This window comes from Corynebacterium silvaticum (assembly GCF_002162115.2).
GTDB classification, from domain to species: Bacteria; Actinomycetota; Actinomycetes; order Mycobacteriales; family Mycobacteriaceae; genus Corynebacterium; species Corynebacterium silvaticum.
In genome coordinates this window covers 479,613-502,246 of the sequence record NZ_CP021417.2, presented here as the reverse complement: position 1 = coordinate 502,246, position 22,634 = coordinate 479,613, and the positions used below count along the sequence as shown (strand labels likewise).

Genomic DNA, 22,634 nt, shown 5'->3' with positions numbered 1-22,634 from the left:
CTAAGCGGGGTCCCTATCGGCTGCTATGTCAGCCTTGATCTTTAGACGTAACGTCACGCCTTTTTGGTTCCCGCTGTTCCCTTTTTCTTCTGTGCCTCAGCTTCTCTCCCTCACCCCAGCGTCAGGAGCTACGCACTGACACGCTTTCTACTGCCTTACGGCATACTGCGCGCTGAGGAATAGTGGACGACATCCGCTTACTGTGGCACCCAACGGAATACACATGTCCGTTATCTACCCAAGACCACCAATGCGCATAGGATCCATCCCCGGGACGTTCTTCATAGGAGACCAGGCGGGTTGGCTTAGTTATTCCCAGAGTTTGCCCATTAGTCAGCGTGGGATCGTGAGTGATCATTGCATCTAGCTCCGCATAGACAGCCTCCACGTCGGTTGAGCCCACGGGGTCTATAGACAAGAGGATCCGAAGTTCCGGGTCATCACCGGTCGCTATAACCATTCCGCTCGTTCCTTCTTTTTCCGCCAAATGGTAGCTACTAGGTAAAAGCACTTGGATACGAGCATGGTGCAAAACCACATCATTGTTGAGAGATGCAGCGACACTCGTCGTTGGCGCTGGTCTCGCCTCAGAATGGGCATCCGGTGCGTTCCTCAGCTCTTGGTCCCCCACGCTTTGCACCGGTGCTACTCCAATAGATGGAGTTGTAAGCCCTTTTCCCATCGCCCACCACGAAACCCCAGCCACGGCTATAACAAGCACCACGAGTAGACCGTGAAAAGGATGCAGCTTCTCCGCGAGTGCGATGCGACTAAAGGACGAGGTTTTCGCCCGGATAGCTTTTCTCCGCACATCGCGTACTTCGTTGTCCGGTTGAGGTTCCCACGCACGCTCACTGTGATCGCTTTTTGTGGGCTCAGTTTTTGTATAAGAAACCTCCCTAGCCGATGCTGCTTCCACCGATACTCCGTGTTCCAACAACTGCTCGGTAAGAATCTCTTTTACCGTTGTTTCCGCAATAATGTGGATTGTTACTGCAGGCCACTGAGGCAACAACTGCTCAGCTGCTTGTTCGATGATTTTGTCAAGAGCCCATCCCTCTACAATCCCGGCACTCGTGAGGTCGTAACGGAACGCATCTTCTGTCCCCTCAAAGACCGTTGCTGTGTCCAAGACAGTGATCACCAGATCATATGGCTTATTCATGGTCTTCTCCTCCGGAGTCACCCACCACTGCGCATTCAGCTTCCTGTGGGCTGTCTTCCTGAGCAGTCAAGCGAGTGTCTGCAACAGCTACCTGGAAAATTCCCTTATTGCTACCGCGTTCCACCAAAATTCCGCGGCCCGGAGGCTGCTGGCTAGGGCGTATCCCCCATAGAGGTCCGTCGTCTCTGTCGCCGTCGAGGATGAGAACCGTAGGTTGTTGATCCCTTATTTCCGCGAAAAATGGCTGATACAGGGCGCGCTGCATACCCCCAATTTTTCTGCAGGCCACCACGTGCAAACCAATGTCTTTTGAGTGCGGAAGAAGCTCAACCAGCGGGTACAGGCAACCGTCGGGAAGGATGTCGAGATCGTCGATAAGCAAAAATATGTCCGGACCGCACCACCAGGAACGGTTTTTTAGTTGCTCCGCAGTCACATCCGAACCGGGCAGACGCGAACGAAGAGTCACAATCACATCGCCGATCATGCTTTCTGTGGTCTGGGATGTCGCAGAATACGCTGCAAGCATGTCCTCTTGTACCGCCCCAAGGTGGGCCCGACGGTGATCAATCATCACAATACGAGCGTTGTCCGCCCCCATAGCTTCGATGCCTTTGACGATCGTGTGTATCACTGTGCTCTTCCCACAGCCTTGACTTCCTACGCACAGCAGATGGCTCGAATGCTGGGGATTCCACGTCAGTGGAGTGAGCTTCTTACCTCCTAGACCAAAAGGAATTTCCTGCTTTTCGACGCCCACCGTCAGCTCCGAAACTCCTACCCAGGAGGGGAGCATCTTGAGTGTGGGTACGGCGCTATCTCCCCTATCTGTGCAGGTGGATGCTGCTTGTTCTAGGTCTGCCGGTGTGGATAGAGCAAAGAGTATGTGCTCCTTATCTGTATTCAGGCCCCGGCCTGCAGCAAGTGGAAGTTTGCTCTGTGCTTTTCTATCGATGAGCGAATCCAAAGGCTCTGCCAACTTGAACTCAATTCTCTGCGATATCAGGTCCCGGATCTCCGGGCGCAGCGCAGTCCACCGCGGGGTTGAGATCACCAGATGGACATGTGCGGCTAGCCCGTCGGAGGCGATACGAGCAAGAGGTTCAAGCAGATCGTCAAAGGCTTGTCCCATCACACGCCATCCATCGACGATAAGAAAGGTTTGGCGTTCTTCAGGAGAATCCATGAAGGATACGACCTCATCTACGATTCTTCGCACTTTTTCTGCCTCGGTACGGTGCGCAACCCCAGCTACGTGCGGCAATGCTGACGTTGAAGCAAGGCCCGTCCCAGCGAGGTCCAAGACATAAAACCGAAGGGTGCGCGTCGAATGCGAGATAGCCAGCGATGCCATGATCGTGCGCAACGCACTACTTTTCCCGGTCTGCGGCCCACCACATAGTGCGGCATGTCCGCTTTGCCCAAGGAAATTCATGATCAACGGGTCTTGACGTTGCAGATATGGACGATCGACAATGCCGACCGATGCAACTAAAAAGTCCTGGTTGTACTCCAAAGGATTGAGGCTTATGGATTTTGGGAGTGGTGGGAGCCATATGTGATGCGCTTGTAATTGTTCCTGCGCTGCAGCTTGCACACTGGCCGAGACGATGGCGTCGACAAGCGTTTTCTCTTGCGAGTCAGATTTCTGTTCTGCTTGTCCTGATTGTTGTCCGGAATCTTCCCACCCAGTCCACAGTCGCACTGAAGGTCCCCTAGTGTGTTCGACGTTAAGGTTCTGCATGGGGCCTGACACATAGGATGCCCTGAAGCGTTGCAGCGAGCCCGCACCAGTAGAAAGGAACCCCACACCTGGTTGATTGGGTAGCTCGTAGGCATCAGGAACTCCCAATATCTGGCGGGATTCTGCAGCAGAAAATGTCTTGAGGCCGATGCGGTAACTCAGAGGTGAATCCAGTCCGCGTAACCTTCCCTCGTCAAGCCGTTGACTAGCGAGCAGGAGGTGTATATGCAAAGAACGTCCCAGGCGTCCCACTGCCACAAAAAGGTCGGCAAAGTCGGGGTGCTGACCCAGTAGTTCCGAGAACTCATCGACGATGATGAGCAGCGCTGGCATGGGAGCTAACTCTGGTCGATGTTGCCTCGCTGCAGTGTATTCACTGACGTTGCTAAAGTTTCCGGCTTGTCGCAGCACCTCTTGGCGTCGATTCATCTCCCCCGAGATCGCATCATGCATACGTTCCACAAGCACAGTTTCCTGAGCCAAGTTAGTGATTACTGCAGAGGTGTGCGGTAATCGGTCTAGTCCTAAAAAGGTGGCACCACCTTTAAAATCCACAAGCACAAAATTAAGATCTTCCGGGCTATGGGTTGCGGCAAGGCCCACGACCAGCGTCCTCAAGAGCTCTGATTTTCCGCTACCTGTGGATCCCAGGCACAGGCCATGAGGCCCCATTCCACCGTGCGCAGATTCCTTAATATCAAGCACCACGGGTTTCCCCGATGCGTTGAGGCCAAAAGGAATACTCAGCCGCCCATTCTTTAGCCCTCCGGTTTCCGACGTCTCCACAAAGAGCCCACATCAAGCTGTCCGGCGGCACCGCGAAGTCCCAAGAGCGCACGCAAGTCAGAGGAAGCCGTACTTTCGGACTCCGCCCGTCTATATCTGGTCAGGAGTCTTGCAAGGAGCAACGCCGCGCTACTGCTCAAGGTTTCAGGAATACCGATCTCCTCGACACCCATTTCTGTGATTACTCCGAGGCTCGAACCTGCCTGCAGCACGATTCCTTCTTCTTCAGCTCGCAGACCTAGATCTGAATCTGGGTCTGCACCGATAGCAATAATCACGTCCCAGCGGCTAACATCAGGTGCGCCTATTTCGTGGCTCCCCTTACCCATGCAATCCACAATGGCGATCCGATGCTGCGCGCTTTGTGGTGTTCGGCAATGCGGAAACCATTTAATGAAAGTCCAATCGTCATCAGAACCCGAGCCACCCTTCACTGCGGTATTCCCTACGATGAGATCTATGCCCACGGCTTCCGGACCATGGTGAAAGCACAGCTGCGCGACGATAGCACGGGCTAAACCGCGCGCATCCTCTCCTAGAATATTGATAACCCGAAACGCCTGTAGCTGCATAATCAGTGGCATATCGTGGACAGAGCTCAAAGCCTGAACCGTCGAGCGTAGCGATACCGCACATACCGGATCCAAATCTTCTGCCGCACCCGAATCCGGCACCTCAAACGGAGTGCATAACGCGGTGCTTCCTGCGCCAATGCGCACTTCTAAAGCATCTGAGGCGTCCCCTAACCGCTCCCACATCCGCTCGGTTCCTGCCATCGGCCACAGCTCATGTGACGAAGGATGCCGGTATAGCTCATGTGCGCGCTGTGCATCAGCATTTTCCACTGCTTTTTCACGCAAAGCCACCAGGTATCGTAGATATGTCCTGAGCATCTCCGCTGTGTCTTCTCCCGGCGCGGGAGAAAACGTCATGAGCAAAGACATCCCCATCATGAGCGGCAGCGTGAGCATCATTGGCTTTAATGCGCCACCTGAAATCACCAGTAGTCCGACCATCGCGATGACCGCAACCACCATTGCTAGCGGCATGAGCATCTTGAGCAACGGCACAGGTTGTGCACGCGCGGCTTCTGGAACAGCCTCCGGGTTTAGGTTTCCTACTGGAAGCGGTGGCGCGGGTAGCCGTTCATCTGCACTGAGCTGTGGAATTATCCCGTGATCAACCTGTTTGCTGAACGCATTCTCCTGCGGTAATGCAGGCGCACAAGAGGATTCTTCCTTGGCCAAAACCTGCTGTTCAACGATGTGTACACCATCGTTTTCCTGGATAGTCGATACAGCGGTACGCACCATTTCCCCCCCTTGTGTGCTCGCGGAAAAGTCACTTCCCCGATTCCCCTTTTGCGGCCCCACCCGAAGTTCCCCCTTGGACTAGACACTGAAGCGATCATAAGTCAGGATGGACGGTACTTGGTAGGGGGTACCAACAAAGAGAGGGGATTTCTTTTGATAGATTAAGATATTCGGCTTCATTTCCGCATTGCGACGTCTGGATATAGCACGCCAGCTGTTTCCTGCGTTAACGTAGATATTTCTGTCCCGCGGTCTTCTGCGTTGGTAGAGGTCATCCCGGATATTTTGTCGCTCGCAGGAGTAGATGCTGGGACTACGCCGTGGCAATCCATCACGGCTTCTGGAGTGCGTATCGACGCCTCCACGCCCCTTCACGCTACGAGCCTTCCCGATGGTGCTGTTGTACTTCTGCGCCCGCACCGAGCGTCGAAAGCCCCTGTTGTGCGTGATTCTGCGGAAACCCTCGCACAGAGCAGCAAAGACTCTATTCCTCCACGCGGTATCGCTATCGCCACAGAGGCCTTGGGGATGATGGGTTGTGCTTTTCTCATCATGCGCATGGATGCACTCGGCCCACCCGAATTCCGCTGGTTGATCCTATGCGGTCTAGCCATGCTTGCTTATGTATGGACCCGCAACGCCTTGGTGTTAACAGCATTCGCCAGTTTTTGTGCCTGCGCGGCAGGTTCTTTTGTTGTGTCTTTCTCAGTGTCGGAGGCGAGCGCATCTGACATTGCGGCAGCGGTCTTAGCAGCCGATGTAGCTCTTATAACTGGTTCGCTCTCGCTGCATGTGCTTGCTTCTCGACGCCCCTCCCACACCGCCACGACCTCAGACGAAAAGCCGACCAACCGCTTACGTCCGTCCACTCAGCGCGATCATTTCTTTTGCGCTATCGACTTCTCCCATAGCTGCTGCTGGCTGGCTCTACCAATTTCCAGAATCACAACCACACGGTTGGTTTTTAGGCGCAGCTAGCGCAGTAGTTGCCTGTGCACTTACTGCGATAATCCTGGCACCAACTGTGGCAGTCAAGTTAGCTGGCGTTGAAGTCCCACGCCTTCCTAGCGCTGGTGAAGACCTGAGCATCGCAGATTCGCAGGCTTCATCTCTCCGACTGGAATACCAGGCCAGAAAGTCCCTGTTGTTGCTGGAAGGCATAGTGATGGGAGCGTCGGCAAGCGCTACCCCAGCGCTATTGACTATTGGTTATTTAGCGCACGGCAACGGATTCGCCTTCCTATTCTGCGTGTGCGTCATTGTCATTATCTGCACAGCAGCGCATTCGCATCGCCATGCGACCGGTGTGTCGGTGTGGATGCTGTGGATGATCTCTCTCGGCGGAATTATCGGATTGTCTCTAGCTACGGATGTTTCCATTCAGTGGCTGGTGATCGTTCCTTTATCCATCTCACTGTGTGCTCTCACGGCTTCCATCTGGGCCAAACTGCTGCCCCGTTTTACACCTGTTACTGCATTATGGATCGGCAGATGCGAAGCTTTGGCCCTTGCCGCGGTGTTTCCGTTATCGTGCCAACTCATGGGGGTCTTTTCCCTGATCCGGGGGTTGGGATAACTATGCACACGCTTCGGTTTCCCAGGTTTGTTTTCGCCCTGGTGCTCATTGTTCTTTGCATCGTTTTCTGCCCGCTGGCTTACGGTCAAGAGCGATCGTGTGCCCAAGCCGCTCACGCTTCGACAGAAAATGTCCAAAGGCAAGCAGCCGCCTCTCAGAAGTTTCGCCGGGCCCACCGTCACGCCACCGGCGCTGGCATTCGAGTCGCGATAATCGATACCGGTGTCGCTCCCCATTCGCGTCTTGGTCTGGTAGAAGACGCGGGTAGCTTTGTCAACGACGGCACACGTCGCGGCGGCCTTTATGACTGCGACGCCCACGGCACAACTGTTGCTGGAATCATTGCGGCCCGCGACGGCCCCGACGGCGTGGTAGGGGTAGCTCCTGCTGCAACGATCATCTCTATCAAGCAGACCAGTGCGTGGCAGGAATACTCGGCTCGCGCAGTTCCTGCGGGAAATCTCTCTACGCTGGCCCAAAGCATCCATGCGGCCATCGACCACGGCGCACACGTGATTAACATCTCCGTGGTGTCGTGTGTGCGTCACGGCACCCTCGTAGAACTTTCTGAGCTCCACGCGGCCCTCGACCGCGCTGAAAAGTCAAACGTCGTTGTGGTTTCCGCCGCCGGTAATGCCGGTTCTTCCTCATGTGAACCCGGCGATCACGTCTACCCGACCCATGTGGATACGGTTCTGGCTGTTTCTGCGCTCAACAGCGATGGACTTCCTACGCAGTATTCCTTGCCTGCTCCGCATCCGATGCTCAGCGCCCCGGGTAATGTCGCAGCAGCGTTATCGCACGAGGGTGCTGCGCTATCCCAGGGGACGCACAAAGATAGAAATATTGTGCCATTTGAGGGAACAAGCTTTGCTGCTCCTATTGTTGCGGGCACCGCCGCGTTGCTTCGGGAACGCTACCCACAAGCCACTGCTGCCGATATTAGGGCATTGCTGTATCACAGCGTTGATCCCATGACCGGAGCTGTCGATCCTGAGCTAGCTCTTACTCAGGTTTTTCCACGGCCTCCGCCACAGCCGCACCCATCGCTCGTGACAGTGTCACAGCCAAGCCGATACGGAGCACACGGGCGGATGATCGCTGCCGTGGTGACGTCGTTACTGCTTATAACGCTTACTGCCACAATGCTGTTGCTTTCGGGTACGCATCCGCATTCTGAGCAAGATTCAGCAAATTAGCCGAGCAGCATACGCACTATGGGGTCTAAAAATGGCACGAACCCCAATTTCCATAGCAACAGAACAATTGCAATTCCGGCGACCCAAGCAGCCGCAATAGTGCCGGCGATCAGGGAGTAGCGCGTCTTTTTAGGCTGCACGTGGTACCAGGAGAAGAAGCGATCATAAAGCCTCACTCCCCACGCCAAAAGACCGCTTGCCCAGTGGAGCTCCAGAGACAAGATCCCGATTCCCACAAACACCGTAAGCCATCCAGGCCCAGGGAATGGGATGGTAATAATCCCCACAATGACAACCAGCCATCCCAGGATGAGAACGGTCGGACGTACAAGGAATCCCAAACGGTGGCGTTTGAGGTTCTCATGGTGTTGATTGATTTGAGCAAGCTTGTCCGCAACTGCGTCACGCATCGAGCTCATGCGCGTTCCTTTCCTCTTGCGGGCATGGTGATAAAAAAGACGTGTGCGTGGTCCTCCGAAGTTCTTCGAGATTCTTCAGACTCGAAGAGAAAGTCTACACACTAGTAGAGCGGTGTTAATGCCGCTTCCTTGCTCAGCTCAGTTCCTGATGGCAGCAAGCGAAGCAGAAACCATGACGCACGCCATACCTTATGAATACCCACATGGTCTAAAACTGCATTATGCGCCAGCTGATGTCTCAGCCCATGTTCGGAAATCAGATGCACTCCCGCACCTGTTTCTACAGCTACAGTCCCTCCGCTGCCCGCAAAGTGAGTCGCCACAGATTCTCCGGAAAGCTCGACTGCAGATGCAGACGCCGTAGCGGAACTGGCGAGGCCCACGGATGTGCTCGATTCCATATCTGCGTGGGCAAAGGACACCGATATGCACGTGTCTGCCTTACGCGGATCTTGCCAACGCAATGGCTTTTCGGGCAGCGCTACCTGAAGGTCTATGTCGGGCAGTGCTGTCATCTCTGTTCGCGGGACAGCTTTGAGCCCCCAACCCATATCTGTGAGAACGTCCTTTTGTAAAGGACTAATGTGCACAACCCCCGAGTCGTTCTTCAGCCAGTATTCGCCGTCGGCTACAAAAAGTTCCAGATTCCCCACGGGGAGGTGGAACTGGGGTGACTCTGGAACAATCGCCAACACATCTGCCGCAGGATTCCACCGTGGCGTCGTAAAGTCGATGCCGAGTCTCCGTCGGATGCTCCTGCCCTCGGGCGACTCAGCTGGGGGCAGGAGCCTCCTGGTTGTAGCGGTGACCACCACGCCACCTGCCAGGCTCGTGGTCAAAAGGGCTTCGTTGTCCCCTAGCTGTGGTACTTGGTCGAAAGTTGTGTCGTGGTTGATCAGGAATGTCGTCCGTGGGGAATTCGGCTCGGCGGGTGCTCCCATGGAGGTACAAACTTGCCAGAGAGGTTCTTCCTTGGGGGCTTCGCTGAAGATGCTGGGTGCATCTGCGATTCCGATGGGAACTGCTATGCGTTTCGTTCTTAGTACAGAGTCGCCAACTTTTACCGGCGTGGATGCTTCCTCCACGGCAAGCTGGGCGGAGGTCAGATTAGTCACCGGGTGGAGTTGTTCTCCGACACGCACAAAGAGGTCTCCTCGTTGCGAGGAGAGGATGCGTGCGTCACCGGGATCAGGATTCGGGCTAAAGAGTGCTAAAGCACCTGCACCTAGTGAGACAAGGCTAACCGCGCTGAGGCCAAAGGCCAGGGCGCGGCGCAGTCTTCCTAGCGGGTCGTGGATCATGCGGACGTCGCCAAGCAAAAGCCCTAGCTCTATGCGTCGAACAAGGAACCTATGGCCTGAGACTTGCGCCTTTGTCGCAGGGGCGATGCCTCTGCGTTGGGCTGCGTTCTCGTGGGGAATTCCTGTTGTTGTATCCATGGCATCCGTCCTCATGCGCATAGGGAATTGGCTCGACAGCCCCGTGGAAAGGGCCATCTAGTTAGACGGATGCGGGTGGCTTAGCGGTTCCCTGATATGTCGTCAGCGGTGCGCACTGCACGGGTGATGTCTGCGCGGGCCAGCAATTCGCTGTCTGCGGGGTAATCCACGCCCACCAGGCTTAGCCCTTTGGCTGGCGCAACGGGGACGCGGGAGGAACGGGAGGTTTCAGTGAGCAAAGAATCAGCGAATCCTTCCGGCCGTTTCCCCTCTCCGATGACTAGACAGCTACCAACGAGCGACCTGACCATGGACCAACAAAAGGCGTCCGCCGTAACGTGGGCTTCATAGAGTTGTGGTTCCAGCGGAGTGGAGACGTCGTGCCATGTGAATTCTTGCAGGTCACGAATCGTCGTTGCGCCTTCTCGGAACTTGCAAAAGGCCGCGAAGTCATGCAGGCCGATAAGGACGTCTGCGGCTGCTTGCATCGCATTCATGTCGATCTGTTTCGGCCAGTGCGCTGTGTCTGTTGCGCGAGTAGGAAGAGCACCTCGCGGATGGGTGGTCAGTCGGTAGACGTAGTGGCGTCGTAAAGCAGAAAAGCGCGCGTCGAATCCTTCCGGGGCTCGCGTACACGCATGGACTCGCACGTCCTCGGGCAGCAGGCGCGCTAGGCGTCGTACCAGGTTGCGCGGGTCGCCGTCGATGCTGCGAGTGTCCAGCGCGGCCTCCGGAACATCAAAGTGCGCCACTTGCCCCGCAGCATGGACTCCGGCATCAGTGCGGCCAGCCACCGTCAGTTGAATCGGATGTCTCAGAATAAGCTCAAGCGAATCCTCAAGCACTCGTTGCACCGTGCGCAGCTGGGAGGTTCCCTGACGAGCCCACCCATGAAAATGGGTGCCGTCATAAGCCAGATCGAGGCGAATACGCACAGTTGGCTGGTTGGTCTCCATATTTGTTCTTCCTCCACGAAGCAGCGCTGGATTGCTTTTCGACGCCCACCTCAACCCCACACGCTCTCTCAGCGCGAGGTCAAGCGCATTCTAATGTAACAAAGGGCACGCCTACGACTTCTATGCCCTATAGCAAAACGTCCCCCATCTGCTCTTATCAGCGATGAGGGACGTTTTATGTCCAGGCGTTAAAACCTTAAAGACTACTTCTCTTCTGCAGCCTCGTCGGTGGAGGTCTCTGCAGCGGTCTCCTCGACTGCTGGCTCCTCTACCTTCTCAGCTTCCTTGGAAGCAGCTGCGCGGGTTGCGCGGCTTGCCTCTGCAGAAACAGTCTCCTCAAGAACGAGGGAGATCTGGCTCATAGGAGCGTTGTCACCCTTGCGGTTCTCGAGCTTGATGATGCGGGTGTAGCCACCCTCGCGGTTCTCGAACTTCGGAGCCAACTCGTTGAACAGATGTGCAACGACGTCCTTGTTCGGAACGAGCTTGAGCACGTTGCGACGATCCGCAACAGAGCCGCTCTTAGCCTTGGTGATCAGCTTCTCTGCGTAAGGACGCAGGAGCTTAGCCTTAGCATCGGTGGTCTTGATAGCGCCGTGCTCGAAAAGCTGTGCCGCAAGGTTCGACAGAATGTGCTTCTGGTGGCTTGCGGAACCGCCGAGACGGGCGCCCTTCTTAGGGGTAGGCATTGTGTACTCCTCGTGTACAAGTTTTATTGAGCGCTTGGGACCGTGGTCGCAATGACCAGGCCCCTAATGGGCTTCTTACTCGGAATCTTCCAGATCCGTGTCCACGTAGTCGCCGGTAGCGGCGTCGTAGCCCTCGAGTTGGGTGGGATCAAAGTCCTCAGGAGAGTCCTTCAGGAACAGGCCCAAGCCAGCGAGCTTGATCTTGACTTCGTTGATCGACTTCTGACCAAAGTTACGGATATCCAGCAAGTCCGACTCGGTGCACTCTGCGAGCTCACCAACGGTGTGGATCTCCTGACGCTTCAGGCAGTTGTAGGAACGAACGGAGAAGTTCAGGTCCTCGATCGGCATGCTGTAAGCAGCGATGTACTCGGTCTCTTGCGGAGAAGGACCGATCTCGATGCCCTCAGCGGCGGTGTTCAGCTCGCGTGCGAGGCCGAACAGCTCAACCAAAGTCTTGCCAGCAGACGCAAGAGCGTCACTCGGAGCAATAGAGTTCTTGGTCTCAACATCGATGATGAGCTTGTCAAAGTCGGTGCGCTGCTCAACACGAGTAGCTTCGACCTTGTAGCTCACCTTGAGCACCGGGGAGTAGATCTGGTCAACAGGGATGCGACCAATCTCGTTGGTGCCTGCGTAGAGAGAAGCCGGGACGTAGCCGCGACCGCGCTCGACGATCATCTCGATATCAAGACGGCCCTGCTCATTCAGAGTAGCAATGTGCAGATCCGGGTTGTGGATCTCCACACCTGCTGGTGGCTCAATGTCGCCAGCGGATACAACGCCAGCGCCTTCCTTGCGGAGGTACATGACAACCGGCTCGTCAGAGTCGGAAGACAGAACCAGACCCTTGATGTTCAGGATGATGTCAGAGACATCTTCTTTCACACCGTTGATCGTGGTGAACTCGTGAAGAACACCATCGATCTTCACGCTGGTCACTGCAGCGCCCGGGATGGACGAAAGCAGGGTACGACGCAGCGAGTTACCAAGGGTGTAACCGAAACCCGGCTCAAGCGGTTCGATAACGAAGCGCGAACGAGCGGAATCAACGTATTCCTCGGTGAGGGTGGGGCGCTGAGAAATGAGCATTTAAGAACTCTCCTGTGAGTGACGACCGCTATTTGACGTCTATAGGCGGAAAGGATGAAAGGACTTAAAGAAGATTCCAGATTCCTGTCGCGTCTTGCCCCGCGGCCTCCACAGCATGGAAGCCACAAAGCAGGAGAACAGAAAATTACTTCGAGTAGAACTCGACGATGAGCTGCTCTTGCAGCGGAACGTCGATCTGAGCGCGCTCTGGCAACTGGTGCACGAGAATGCGCAGGGTGGACGGAACGACCTGCAGCCATGCTGGCACAACTGCGTCGAGGAGGTTCTCCTGAGCCTCTTCGAACCAGATCATCTTACGAGACTTCTCGCGAGCATCGATGATGTCGTACTGAGAAACCTTGTAGGAAGGAACGTTAATCTTCTTGCCGTTCACAGTGAAGTGTCCGTGGGAAACGAGCTGACGTGCCTGGCGGCGCGTACGTGCGAGACCTGCGCGGTACACAACGTTGTCGAGGCGAGCCTCAAGCAGGATGACCAGGTTGTCACCGGTCTTGCCTGGGAGACGGTTAGCCTCTGCGTAGTAGCGACGGAACTGCTTCTCCATAACACCGTAGGTGAAGCGAGCCTTCTGCTTCTCCTGCAGCTGAAGCAGGTACTCAGACTCTTTGATGCGTGCGCGGCCAGCCTGTCCCGGAGGGTAGGGGCGACGCTCGAATGCCATGTCTCCGCCGACGAGGTCGACGCGGAGGCGGCGGGACTTACGGGTTGCTGGGCCGGTATAACGAGCCATTGTAAGTTACCTTTCCTTTCCTATTAAACGCGACGACGCTTCGGTGGGCGGCAGCCGTTGAACGGCTGAGGGGTGACGTCGGAGATGGAGGTCACCTCAAGGCCGGCAGCCTGAAGAGAGCGGATAGCGGTTTCGCGGCCCGAACCTGGGCCCTTGACGAATACATCAACCTTCTTCATGCCGTGGTCCATTGCCTTACGAGCAGCGTTCTCAGCAGCAAGCTGAGCTGCGAACGGAGTGGACTTACGGGAACCCTTGAATCCGACGTGGCCGGAGGATGCCCATGCGATGACAGCACCGGACGGATCCGTGATGGAAACGATGGTGTTGTTGAAGGTGGACTTGATGTATGCGTGGCCCTGAGCCACGTTCTTTTTAACTACACGACGACCAGTGCGGCGAGCCGTGCTGCGAGTCTTAGGAGGCATGAATTACTTCTTCTTTCCGGCGATCGTCTTCTTCGGACCCTTACGCGTACGTGCGTTGGTCTTGGTGCGCTGGCCACGGACGGGCAGGCCACGACGGTGGCGCAGACCCTGGTAGCAGCCGATTTCGATCTTGCGACGAATGTCGGCCTGAACCTGGCGGCGGAGGTCACCCTCAACCTTCCAAGTTGCTTCAATGACGTCACGAAGAGCAGAAACCTGCTCGTCAGTAAGGTTGTCAGTGCGCAGGTCCGGGGAGATGCCGGTCTCCTTGAGCAGCTGGGCGGCACGGGCAGGGCCGATACCGTAGATGTAAGTGAGTGCAACCTCCATGCGCTTGTTGCGCGGAAGGTCAACTCCAGCTAGACGTGCCATAAGGGCAGTACCTTTCCGGTTGTTACGGTGGTTTTCTCCATGCTCGTCCTTACCAAACATCGCTTTGCCCGGACGGATGCCGGACGATGGGATGAGATGCGCAAGGCTTTAGCCACCGCGGCCAAAGGTGTGGGTGATGCCAAGGCATCAGTGAAGCATGGAGGCTTCAAAGAAATAACTGACTAAGTCGAATTATTTGTAGCGGTAAACGATGCGACCACGGTTCAAGTCGTAAGGAGAAAGCTCCACGACTACGCGGTCCTCAGGGAGGATACGGATATAGTGCTGGCGCATTTTGCCACTGATATGTGCAAGCACTTTGTGTCCGTTATCGAGTTCGACGCGGAACATTGCGTTGGGCAAAGGCTCGATAATACGACCCTCAACCTCGATTGCGCCTTCCTTAGCCATAGCCTCCACATTCCTGACATCAGTACTGAATTTTGGTTGAATATCCCAACCGATTCATCACTACGATGCCGCATAATCACTGCTTATTACAGGTGTTTCACCTTTTGGCAATACACCAACGAGCAACGATACAGTGCCCCGCCCGAAAAGCCAAGTTTTTCTAGGCTCTTTATCAGCCCCAGTACTCGCCGCAGGTTATGACTTATAGCTTCTCGACGCCCACCCCTCACCATCACCCCCGTTATCCCCAGGTACTACCTCATAAAGAAAAGGCCACGAGCATCTCCTCAGGATGCCGCAGCCAGTTCCTCTAAGTCATCAAACCTACGGTGTGATTAGTACACGTAGACGACGTCCCCAACCTGCAGTTGATTAAAGAAGGTCACCGCATCTTTGTGGTTGAGGTGGATGCAACCATGCGAAGCCACCTGTGGGCTTCCCTCGTGGAACGCAATGCCGTTATTGGTGAAGTACACAGAAAATGGCATGGGAGCGTTGTTGAATTCTCGGGAGATTTCATCCTTAATCTTACGATTAACGTGGAAAATTCCCTTGGGAGTCTCATAGCCCACACGCCCACTGGAGATTGGCACCGCACCATAAGAAACCTGACCATTGTTTTGCAGCCACGAGCGCTGCCCTGCCAGGTCAATGCATGCGCGGGCGAATGCTGGACAAGAGCCAGTGTCAAAAGCCGGGAGGGCAGGGGCCGGCATGACTGGCAGTGCGGTCCGCTCTTGGATGAGGCCAGGGAATGCAAAGTTAACAGCGTTGTCGATGGATTGCTTCACCATAGTGGCGGCGTCGACAGGCAAACCTGCATCGGCTTGCGCGCGCAAGTTATTTCGCAGATCCCAAGCTCCGTCACGAGTCTGCCGACCAAGGTTCTGTAGCTGCCGATCAATAGAGCTACTGAGGTTGCTCGATCCGAAGTCCTGTGCGGAAGAAGTGGCAGCCTGGCTCACCAGAAGAGCTGCGGAAGTTGCTGCAGTTCCAACCATCGCCACGATACGGCGACGGGCCACGGACTGCTTCGCGTGACGGGGCTTATAAGACATGCTGACCACTATATCCCGACTGAACAAAAACTTAGGAAACTAAGCGAGCCTCCCCCGGCGTGTCGCACGTAACAATTTGGCAACTTTTGACACGAAATGGGCAAAGGGACGCGCCGCGTTTTCCGCTCTGCACGCCCCTTTTTAGCAATCAGATTACTCCGATTTTTCTTTAGGCTTTAAACCCAAACAGCTTTTGTATGCTGTCCCATGCTGACATGAAGAAACTGAAAATGGGTGCAAATCCCGGCAAAATCTGTAGAAGACCTTGCCAAAAACCCTTGTTTTCAGTGTTATCTGCGTCTTTGCCTGTTTGGTTCTTCTCTTTCTCCAGCTTAAGGGCCTCTTCCGCCGCCTTTTGAGCGATCTCGGCGGCCTCTTTAGCCTCAGCGAGAACCTTTGCTTGATCTTGGGATTTTGCTAGCTCCGCCTCGACCCTGGCCAGTTGCTCAGCAAGTGCCTTAGCTTCGTTCTCTGCCTTCGCAGCGGCTTCTTCGGCCTTAGCCGTGGCATTCTCAGCAGCCTTGACCCGCGCATTAGCATCCTCGGCAGCGGCAATAGCCTTCTGAGCAGCTTCCTTGGCCTCAATCAGGGCTTCCGTAAGCTCGTCATTCTCGAGCTCGGCTTCTTCCAGCTCTTTGGTGAGCTTTACGACGTTCGCCGTAGCCTCCTCAGCCTTAGCCGTCGCAGCCTTCGCGTCTTCAATAGCCTTAGCCAAAGCAGGATCCGGCAGATCGGTAATGCCCAGGGCCTTATTGCTCAGGCAGTCGGCACCCAACCATGCCATGTTGAACTTGGCGAACTTGAGGGTCATGCCTCGTGTTTTGTCACCAGATTCATAAACCATGCCGATATTTCCGTCAGCCATGGGAGTCATGACCGAATACTGGAAACGGCCAAACTCAACCTGTTTACCGTATTTCCATGTCTGCCCATCGTCACAGGAAGCCATAACCCAGCCATTATTACGGCCATCCGTATGGTATTCATGCCCACTCCTCAGATCAATTGGGGCAGAGTACAAAAGCACACGTGCAGCAGCACTGCCTTCTGGAGCATTAGGGTAAGCCCGAATAAGCGATACGTTAATACCTTTATTTCGCTTATCCGGATGCTGCGGAGGGGCGATAACAGTCCGCACCGGAGCTGACCAATGTTCCCCCTGGTCTGAAGAATACGATGTCCATCGATCTTTATCATTGTCTTTGGAGTTCATCATAATGCGCCCATCCGACAATTCAACAAGCTTGTTCTCATCGCCTCCGAAGGCATCGTCCCCGGCGATGCCTTCCCCGACTTGCCAAGTAAGACCGTGGTCATCAGAGTATATCGCTAAGTTTACGACCTTATTTTGCCCATACCTTTTAGTATTAACAGCGATCGGAACCAACAGACGTCCCTTATTAAGGCCATACCTTAATTGCATTCCTGCCCCAGAAGTTACAAACCTGCCGTAGCCTGCAACTTCTTCCCCTGGGCGGGACTTAACCCGAATTTTTTCAGTTAGTCCGCTTATAACCCGTAAATTTTCCCAGGTCCTACCGTTGTCATTAGATTCAATTACTACAGTATCTTGGACATCCCGGCGTTCAATCAGCGCATCAGATGCTTCCGAATTGATTCCCTGTCGTGCATCAAAAAATCGATAGTCATATCCTCGTACAAAAAAAGCAAATACTTTATCCGTCTCACGATCTACAACAATTGCTGGGTCGGTATAAGAGAGACGACGAGGGTCTGCCGTACCCTTTGCGATAAAATTACCAGTCTCGAAATTTTCTCCAGAATCGTCAGAACGATAAATTTCAATATCTGTCTGCCACTTCTGATCATTCCATTTCATATTCTCATAAGGTGCATCTCGACACCAGGTTTTACTCTGTTCCCCCGGCCCATACCGATTATCAAAAGCCACCAAAAGCGTTCCATCAGCCGCCGTAGCAATAGCAGGAATACGGAAGCACCGCTGACCTTCAGGATCTACGTCTCGAATAACCTTCGATTCAAAAACTTCACTGGTCACAGGCTCAGGAAGCTGCCCTTCCCCTACTGCACCACGCGCTACGGGTGCGGGCGGAGCGGCGTCGAAAAGCCCATTGTTATCGAGGGGAGCAGTTGCGGGGCTAGGGGCCTCTTCGGCAAAAGTCATAGGGACCGCAAGTCCTTGAGCGGTGAGCGCGAGCGCTGCTGTGAGGGTTATCAGCGCTTTGCGAGTTCCACGGCGGCGTGAATCCGTCATTGGAAACTTCCTTCCTTGAGATGGATGAAACATACAAAAATGAGACAGCCAACACATCAGACGTCCGACCTCCTATAGTGACACATGCCCCACGGTTCAAAAGGGATAAGGGACACGTATCACGTTCACAGTAATTGGTGACAGAACATACAGATGGTGTTAGTAAGGAGACTAGCAACCACAAAGGAGCGCTTAAAAACCTTTGCTTCAAATGTGTCCTTCTCCACTAATGGAGGTAATGCACACAAGATTACGCCAAAGTCACGAAATAATAAAGTATTTATAACAAGAAAAATGGTCCTTATTCAGCGCAAAGAACGCAAAAAGTGGTCCGGCGGCACTACAAAAATGTAGGACGTCAGACCACTTTTTGATCAAAAACGTGTAACTACTTACGGGGGGTAAGAATTCGGGGACCCTCGTTGGTTGCTGCCACGGTGTGCTCCCAATGGGAAGACCATGAGTCGTCATCCGTGACCACAGTCCACTCATCATCCAACACAAGAGAATCCACAGACCCGAGCGTCAGCATCGGCTCAATCGCCAGAACCGAACCCTCTTGAATCATCGGGCCTCTACCGGGCTTCCCTTCGTTAGCCAAATACGGCTCCTCGTGCATCGTCTGCCCGATTCCGTGTCCGCCATAGCCATCCACGATCCCCAGCTTCACGCCAAAGCGCTTTTCCGCCTGGCGCGTTGCTTTTTCCAAGGCGTGGGAGACATCTGTAAGCCGGTTTCCCGGCACCATTGCCTTCATACCTTCCATGAGCACCCACTCGGTGGCGTCGTTAAGCGCTTGCACGTCAGCAGCAAGCTTACCTATGCCAAAAGTCCAGGCAGAGTCCCCTACCCAGCCCTCAAAGGTCGCCCCGCAATCGATAGACACCAGGTCACCTTCCCGCAAGATTGTCTCCGCATTCGGGATTCCGTGAACGATCACTTCATTCACCGATGCACAGATCGAACCGGGGAAGCCTTCATAGCCCTTAAACGTGGGAATAGCGCCACAAGACCGAATGGTCTCTTCTGCAACCGCGTCGAGGTCAAGGGTGCTCACCCCTGGCCCTGCAGCGGCCTTAACGGCCTGTAGTGCCTTACCCACAATTTCACCTGCAGCTTGCATCGCATCAAGTTCGGCAGGTGTTTTCGCTGGAATTACTTTGCGTTTGGATCGAAAACCCATCATCACATCACTTTCATGCCTTTGTCAGGGCGAATTCTTCCGTTTCGCCAGCCGCAACAAACGAATATCTTTATGAGCTAAAAATGCAAAAACCGAGCACTGACAAACACTCTGCACCAGATGCATAGCCACGCGTCAGACTCGGTTCGCAGTCAATCAGGTTTTATTTTCCTAGGGCCTCAAGGGTCCGGGAATTAATATCTTCAACGGTACCCTCAGCGGTGATAGCAATAATCCGCTCACCGTAGTGGTCAATCAATGGCGCGGTTTCATCGCGGTACACCTGCAGACGGGTACGAATCGTATCCTCGTTGTCATCTGCACGACCACGGGCCAACATACGCTCTACGACAACGTCCTCAGAGACCTGGTAGTTGATCACACCGTCAAGCTTGGTGCCAAACTCTTCCAAGAAACCTTCGAGGATTTCTGCCTGCTCCACGGTGCGCGGAAAGCCATCGAGGAGGAAACCATCTTTGGCATCGTCCTCTTCCAAGCGAGACTTCACCATGCGAGCGGTGACGTCCGTAGGAACTAGCTTGCCGTTATCGATGTACTGCTTGGCTTCGATCCCCAGCGGGGTGCCCTCACCAATATTGGCCCGGAACAAGTCACCCGTAGAGATGTGCGGGATGCCAAGCTTCTCGGAGAGAATCGCAGCCTGAGTGCCCTTGCCGGCACCGGGGGGTCCAAGGAGTACAAGACGCATTATTTGAGGAGTCCTTCGTAGTTACTTTGTAGAAGCTGAGATTCGATCTGCTTAACCGTAGTCAGTGCGACCGAGACCATAATCAGAATAGCCGTGCCACCAAACGGTGTGGAGCCTGCAGAGCTTGCCCCTACCCCCAGATCGAGGGCGATGTTAGGAAGAACAGCAATGATACCAAGGTAGAGAGCGCCCACGAACAGCAGGCGGTTCATAACAAAGCCAAGGTACTCAGCGGTGGGGCGACCAGGGCGAATGCCCGGAATGAATCCGCCGTACTTCTTCATGTTTTCTGCCTGCTCGTTCGGGTCATACTGAACCGAAACGTAGAAGTAAGAGAAGAAAATGATCAGGACAAAGTACAGCACGATGTACTGCCATGACGACGGGGTCTGTAGGTACTGGATAACGTTGCGCTGCCACCAGTTATCAGAGACTTCGTGGGAACCCGAATTGATGATCTGCGTGATCAGCACAGGCATGTAGATGAGAGAGGACGCAAAGATCACGGGGATCACGCCAGCCTGGTTCACCTTCAAAGGCAAGTACGTGGAGGAACCGCCGTACTGACGACGCCCCACCATGCGCTTTGCGTACTGCACCGGAATACGTCGCTGTCCCTGCTCCACAAACACAACGCCGACCACGAGAATCATCACGGCTACCAACACAACGGCAAAGACCACGCCGCCGGAGGAATTCAAAATGTTTGCGCCGTCGGAAGGAAGACGAGTCGCAATACCGGCAAAGATGAGCAGAGACATACCGTTGCCCACGCCGCGCTCAGTGATGATCTCACCCAGCCACATAACCAGCATCGCACCGGCTGACATGACGAGCACCAGCATGATGAGGGTCCACAGACCCGCATTAGGCATCAGAACCTGGACACCAGAGCCCAAAAGCTGCTTACGGTCTGCCAGAGCAACAATGCCGGAAGACTGCAGCAGAGCTAGGCCCAACGTGAGGTAGCGGGTGTACTGGTCCATCTTTGCTTGACCAGACTGTCCCTCTTTCTTCAGTTCCTCGAACTTAGGGATCACTACGGTCAGCAGCTGCACGATAATCGAGGCCGTAATGTACGGCATAACGCCGATCGCAAAAATCGACAGCTGCAGCAGCGCCCCACCCGAGAACAGGTTGATGAGCGAGTAGACGCTTGAGGAGTCTGAGGTCAGCTCACGAAGACGCCCACTGATAGACGCGTAATCTACTCCGGGTGACGGAATTTGTGCACCAATCCGGTAAAGGATGATCAGCGCAAGGGTGATCAAAATCTTCTTGCGCAGATCCGCGTCCCGGAATGCCTGAAAAATGGCGGACACTTAGCCTCCTGGCTTCACATACCCCCACGATGAGGCCACAACGATAAATCAGTTCAACACTGACCACGCTTCTGCCTTCACCACAAAGGATGGAAGGTTTAAATAAAACTCGTTCGCTCTAACCGTTGAACAATGCAATCTTCTTTTCAGTGACGCCCCGCAGAAAACTCAATCGCAGAAAAAGCTAACTTCAACTGCTCTTTTAGGAGACTCCCCTGTTATAGGATTCTCTCCCTTTTCTCCTGCTAGGCCCCTTGCGGAAGCTCGCATTCCATCAAAAGTTGAGGTTGGACATGATTGACCGCTTTACTCTACCACCGCACCCCACCAACTACACAGTTAAGGTTATTTTTAGCTTTAGGGCCCCCTAAGCTACTGTACTTGCGTGCCGACGCGCGCCAGCCGGGCGCAGCCTCCCGCACAGCCCCACGCCCCCTCCACACGAGATGAGTCATACATCTCAACTTTTTTCATTGTGTGTCCACATCACGTACTTTCCCCGTACAATAATCATGTCTATGCCTTAATTACTGCGCATAGGTAGTACCCGAGGTTTTTAGCCCTCAGGCACGCTTCCACGCGATTCTTTACTACGGACCGTTCGGCACGTACCTGCCGATGAAGAAATGGAGTTGCCCCACTATGGCATCAGTGACCTTTGAAAAAGCATCCCGCGTTTATCCCGGCGCGAATAAACCAGCCGTCGATGAATTTGACCTTCATATTGAGGACGGCGAGTTCCTGGTCCTCGTGGGACCGTCAGGCTGCGGTAAATCTACTACCTTGCGCATGTTGGCAGGCCTTGAAGACGTCAACTCTGGCCGCATCTCAATCGGTGATCGTGATGTAACGGATATGCCTCCGCGTGATCGCGATATCGCCATGGTCTTCCAGAACTATGCGCTGTATCCCCACATGACTGTCCGTGAGAACATGGGGTTTGCGCTCAAGATTGATAAGAAACCCAAGGAAGAAATCAACCGTCGCGTTGAAGAGGCTGCCCGCACCCTTGACCTCACCGAGTATCTTGATCGCAAGCCAAAGGCGCTTTCCGGTGGTCAGCGCCAGCGTGTGGCTATGGGTCGCGCCATCGTCCGCAAGCCTGAGGTCTTCCTCATGGATGAGCCGCTCTCCAACCTGGATGCGAAGCTTCGCGTCCAGACCCGCACCCAAATCGCTGCTCTTCAGCGCGAACTTGGTGTTACCACCTTGTATGTGACCCACGACCAGACTGAGGCTCTGACCATGGGCGACCGTATCGCGGTGCTTAAGTTCGGTGTGCTGCAGCAGGTGGGCACGCCTCGTGAGCTCTACGATTTCCCTGCAAACGAGTTTGTGGCTGGCTTTATCGGTTCCCCAGCCATGAACTTGGGAACCTTCACGATCGAAGGCGACCATGCCGTTTTGGGCAAGGCACGGGTTCCGCTGAGCCCAGCAACCCGTGCAGCTATTACGCCTGCTGATAACGGCAAGATTATTATCGGCTTCCGCCCCGAGGCGCTTGAGGTTGTTTCTGAAAACGACCCGAACACCATTCCGGTGAAGCTACACCTAGTCGAGGAGCTCGGCTCCGATGCCTACATGTACGGCAAGCTGGAAGGTGGCGGATCGCTCGGCTCTGGCACGGACGCTAACCCCGATGACGAGTCCACCGATGAAATCATCATTCGCACTGCTCCGCATGCAGCGCCTCCCATTGGCTCCATCGTCCATGTTCGTATCCGTGAGGGCGCTCAGCACAACTTCTCCAAGTCCACGGGCGTGCGACTTCCAGAATAAGCACGTC

The 22,634-nt window shown here is 54.7% G+C and carries 20 protein-coding genes and 1 pseudogene; 5 read left to right on the top strand and 16 right to left on the bottom strand.

The window, feature by feature from the left end:
- Positions 1-121: 121 nt before the first annotated feature.
- Both CBE74_RS14795 and eccCa read right to left on the bottom strand, forming a co-directional pair.
- Positions 122-1,165, bottom strand: a complete 1,044-nt coding sequence (locus tag CBE74_RS14795) for a type VII secretion-associated protein (RefSeq protein WP_087453413.1) — start codon at positions 1,163-1,165, stop codon at positions 122-124.
- A pseudogene (eccCa, locus tag CBE74_RS14790) lies at positions 1,158-5,008 on the bottom strand (type VII secretion protein EccCa). Before eccCa ends, CBE74_RS14795 begins: the two are co-directional and overlap by 8 nt.
- A 261-nt stretch (positions 5,009-5,269) precedes the next feature.
- Here eccCa and CBE74_RS14785 point away from each other — a divergent pair.
- Genes CBE74_RS14785 through mycP form a run of 3 tightly spaced genes read left to right on the top strand, consistent with a single transcriptional unit; the run spans position 5,270 to position 7,783 of the window.
- Complete coding sequence (locus CBE74_RS14785) at positions 5,270-5,986, top strand: ubiquitin family protein (RefSeq protein WP_225870288.1); 717 nt, start codon at positions 5,270-5,272, stop codon at positions 5,984-5,986.
- The gene (eccD, locus tag CBE74_RS14780; protein ID WP_225870290.1) at positions 5,886-6,584 is read left to right on the top strand and encodes a type VII secretion integral membrane protein EccD; all 699 of its coding nucleotides are present in this window, start codon (positions 5,886-5,888) and stop codon (positions 6,582-6,584) included. Before CBE74_RS14785 ends, eccD begins: the two co-directional genes overlap by 101 nt.
- A 2-nt stretch (positions 6,585-6,586) precedes the next feature.
- The gene (mycP, locus tag CBE74_RS14775) at positions 6,587-7,783 is read left to right on the top strand and encodes a type VII secretion-associated serine protease mycosin (protein WP_087453412.1); all 1,197 of its coding nucleotides are present in this window, start codon (positions 6,587-6,589) and stop codon (positions 7,781-7,783) included.
- Here mycP and CBE74_RS14770 read toward each other — a convergent pair.
- From CBE74_RS14770 to rpsM, 8 genes are all read right to left on the bottom strand, one after another.
- Entirely contained in the window at positions 7,780-8,202 is a 423-nt protein-coding gene (locus tag CBE74_RS14770; protein WP_087453411.1) for a TIGR02611 family protein, read from the bottom strand. The genes mycP and CBE74_RS14770 overlap by 4 nt on opposite strands.
- 101 nt (positions 8,203-8,303) lie before the next feature.
- The gene (gene eccB, locus CBE74_RS14765; protein WP_375167312.1) at positions 8,304-9,662 is read right to left on the bottom strand and encodes a type VII secretion protein EccB; all 1,359 of its coding nucleotides are present in this window, start codon (positions 9,660-9,662) and stop codon (positions 8,304-8,306) included.
- Positions 9,663-9,721: 59 nt separating this feature from the next.
- The gene (truA, locus tag CBE74_RS14760; protein ID WP_087453409.1) at positions 9,722-10,597 is read right to left on the bottom strand and encodes a tRNA pseudouridine(38-40) synthase TruA; all 876 of its coding nucleotides are present in this window, start codon (positions 10,595-10,597) and stop codon (positions 9,722-9,724) included.
- Positions 10,598-10,800: 203 nt separating this feature from the next.
- The gene (gene rplQ / locus CBE74_RS14755; protein WP_013910828.1) at positions 10,801-11,286 is read right to left on the bottom strand and encodes a 50S ribosomal protein L17; all 486 of its coding nucleotides are present in this window, start codon (positions 11,284-11,286) and stop codon (positions 10,801-10,803) included.
- Between the two features lie 75 nt (positions 11,287-11,361).
- A complete protein-coding gene (locus CBE74_RS14750) occupies positions 11,362-12,378 on the bottom strand; it encodes a DNA-directed RNA polymerase subunit alpha (RefSeq protein WP_013910827.1) in 1,017 nt (338 codons plus the stop codon).
- Between the two features lie 145 nt (positions 12,379-12,523).
- Entirely contained in the window at positions 12,524-13,129 is a 606-nt protein-coding gene (gene rpsD, locus CBE74_RS14745) for a 30S ribosomal protein S4 (protein WP_087453408.1), read from the bottom strand.
- 23 nt (positions 13,130-13,152) lie between these two features.
- Positions 13,153-13,557 (bottom strand): 30S ribosomal protein S11, encoded by a 405-nt coding sequence (gene rpsK, locus CBE74_RS14740; RefSeq protein ID WP_013241247.1) that lies wholly within the window; start codon positions 13,555-13,557, stop codon positions 13,153-13,155.
- Between the two features lie 3 nt (positions 13,558-13,560).
- Positions 13,561-13,929, bottom strand: a complete 369-nt coding sequence (gene rpsM / locus CBE74_RS14735; protein ID WP_013910826.1) for a 30S ribosomal protein S13 — start codon at positions 13,927-13,929, stop codon at positions 13,561-13,563.
- A gap of 39 nt (positions 13,930-13,968) precedes the next feature.
- Here rpsM and CBE74_RS14730 point away from each other — a divergent pair, with 39 nt between their 5' ends.
- Entirely contained in the window at positions 13,969-14,115 is a 147-nt protein-coding gene (locus CBE74_RS14730) for a hypothetical protein (RefSeq protein ID WP_166741069.1), read from the top strand.
- Positions 14,116-14,121: 6 nt separating this feature from the next.
- Here CBE74_RS14730 and infA read toward each other — a convergent pair whose 3' ends face one another.
- The 6 genes from infA to secY all read right to left on the bottom strand — a co-directional run bounded on the left by infA (position 14,122) and on the right by secY (position 20,848).
- A complete protein-coding gene (gene infA, locus CBE74_RS14725; protein ID WP_013241245.1) occupies positions 14,122-14,340 on the bottom strand; it encodes a translation initiation factor IF-1 in 219 nt (72 codons plus the stop codon).
- A 335-nt stretch (positions 14,341-14,675) separates the two neighbouring features.
- The gene (locus CBE74_RS14720; RefSeq protein ID WP_087453407.1) at positions 14,676-15,398 is read right to left on the bottom strand and encodes a L,D-transpeptidase; all 723 of its coding nucleotides are present in this window, start codon (positions 15,396-15,398) and stop codon (positions 14,676-14,678) included.
- Between the two features lie 169 nt (positions 15,399-15,567).
- Complete coding sequence (locus tag CBE74_RS14715) at positions 15,568-17,634, bottom strand: sialidase family protein (RefSeq protein ID WP_087453406.1); 2,067 nt, start codon at positions 17,632-17,634, stop codon at positions 15,568-15,570.
- Between the two features lie 388 nt (positions 17,635-18,022).
- Complete coding sequence (gene map / locus CBE74_RS14710; protein WP_087454830.1) at positions 18,023-18,817, bottom strand: type I methionyl aminopeptidase; 795 nt, start codon at positions 18,815-18,817, stop codon at positions 18,023-18,025.
- Positions 18,818-18,980: 163 nt separating this feature from the next.
- Positions 18,981-19,526, bottom strand: coding sequence for an adenylate kinase (locus CBE74_RS14705; protein WP_087453405.1), 546 nt, complete (start codon positions 19,524-19,526; stop codon positions 18,981-18,983).
- The gene (gene secY, locus CBE74_RS14700; RefSeq protein ID WP_087453404.1) at positions 19,526-20,848 is read right to left on the bottom strand and encodes a preprotein translocase subunit SecY; all 1,323 of its coding nucleotides are present in this window, start codon (positions 20,846-20,848) and stop codon (positions 19,526-19,528) included. The genes CBE74_RS14705 and secY overlap by 1 nt, the downstream gene beginning before the upstream one ends.
- A gap of 642 nt (positions 20,849-21,490) precedes the next feature.
- Between secY and CBE74_RS14695 the strand changes: the two genes are divergently transcribed.
- Positions 21,491-22,627 (top strand): ABC transporter ATP-binding protein, encoded by a 1,137-nt coding sequence (locus CBE74_RS14695; RefSeq protein WP_087453403.1) that lies wholly within the window; start codon positions 21,491-21,493, stop codon positions 22,625-22,627.
- Positions 22,628-22,634: the final 7 nt, after the last annotated feature.